General features: G+C 61.4%; 1 protein-coding gene. It reads right to left on the bottom strand.

The annotated features are described in order from the left end of the window. On the bottom strand, nucleotides 1–1,208 hold a 1,208-nt coding region (locus EN935_RS36715; protein ID WP_127374274.1), incomplete at both ends, for a bifunctional 2',3'-cyclic-nucleotide 2'-phosphodiesterase/3'-nucleotidase.

The following is a 1,208-nucleotide window of genomic DNA, read 5'->3' on the forward strand; positions in this document are numbered from 1 at the left end:
ACGATACGGTTGGCGCCGGCGTTCGCCAGCCCGCCCTTGGCATCGTATTTCGGCGGCTGCGACAGATCTATCCTGTAGGTGACGCCGTCGATGACGTCGAAATTGTAGGATGGGAAGTCGGTGTTGATCAGGGCCTGATCGGCCTTCCCTGGCTCGATCCGGTTGAAGATGCCGGCCGACATTTCCAGCCATTCCTTGACCTGCGCACCGGTGATTTCGACCGCACGCACGGTGTTGGGATAGAGGTAGAGGTCGGCAACGTTCTTGATAGCGATATCGCCTGCCGGCACGTCGGTATAATAGTCGGCGCCGTTGCGCCCGCCGGCCTTGAACGGAGCGGCCGCCGACAGCAGCGGCACATCCTTCCATTGCGTGTTCTTGAGAATGTCCCTGAGGTACCAGGTCTGCGCCTGGCTAACGACCTGCACCGACGGATCGTCGGCGACCAGCGCGAAATAGGAATAGAGCGGCGCGGAGGTCTTGCCGACGGGACGCCGCACATACGCCAGTGTCGCCTGGTGGTCCTGCTCGAGTGCCGCGATGATGCGCTTGTCGTCGGGGACAGTCGGCTTGTTCTTGTTGTCGACGCGCTCGAAGATCGGCCGCGCCTCGGAAGTGGCTGAAACGACCTTCCATTTCGACCCGTCGCGTTCCAGCATCAGGTCGATCAGCCCCATATGCGAGCCCCAGAATCCACCCATGACGGCGGGTTTGCCCTGCAGCGTGCCTTTCTGCGTGTCGACACCTTCAAGCGACTGGAAGTCCTTCTTGCCGGGGAACACCAGATGCTGGTGACCGGTGAACACCGCATCGATGCCATCGACACCGGCGACAAAGAACGAAGCGTTCTCCATCATGTCGCCCTGCTTCACGTCGATGCCGGAATGCGAGAGCGCGATGACGATGTCGGCGCCCTCTTCCTTCATCTGCGGCACCCAGGCCTTGGCCGCCTCGACGATGTCACGCGTCTTGACGCTGCCTTCGAGGTTCTTGAGATCCCAGACCATGATCTGCGGCGGCACGAAGCCGATGATGCCGATCCTGATCGGCAGTTCGGCGCCCGAACCGTCCTTGATCTTCTTGTCGAGGATGACATAGGGCTTGAGGTAGAGTTTGTCGTCGCGCGGGTTCGCGGCCAGCTCGGTGCCGCGGATCAGATTGGCGCAGACGAAGGGGAAATTAGCGCCGGCCAGCACCTTGTCCAGGAA

Origin of the sequence: Mesorhizobium sp. M7D.F.Ca.US.004.03.1.1 (genome assembly GCF_003998635.1) — a bacterium.
Classification (GTDB): Bacteria; Pseudomonadota; Alphaproteobacteria; order Rhizobiales; family Rhizobiaceae; genus Mesorhizobium; species Mesorhizobium loti.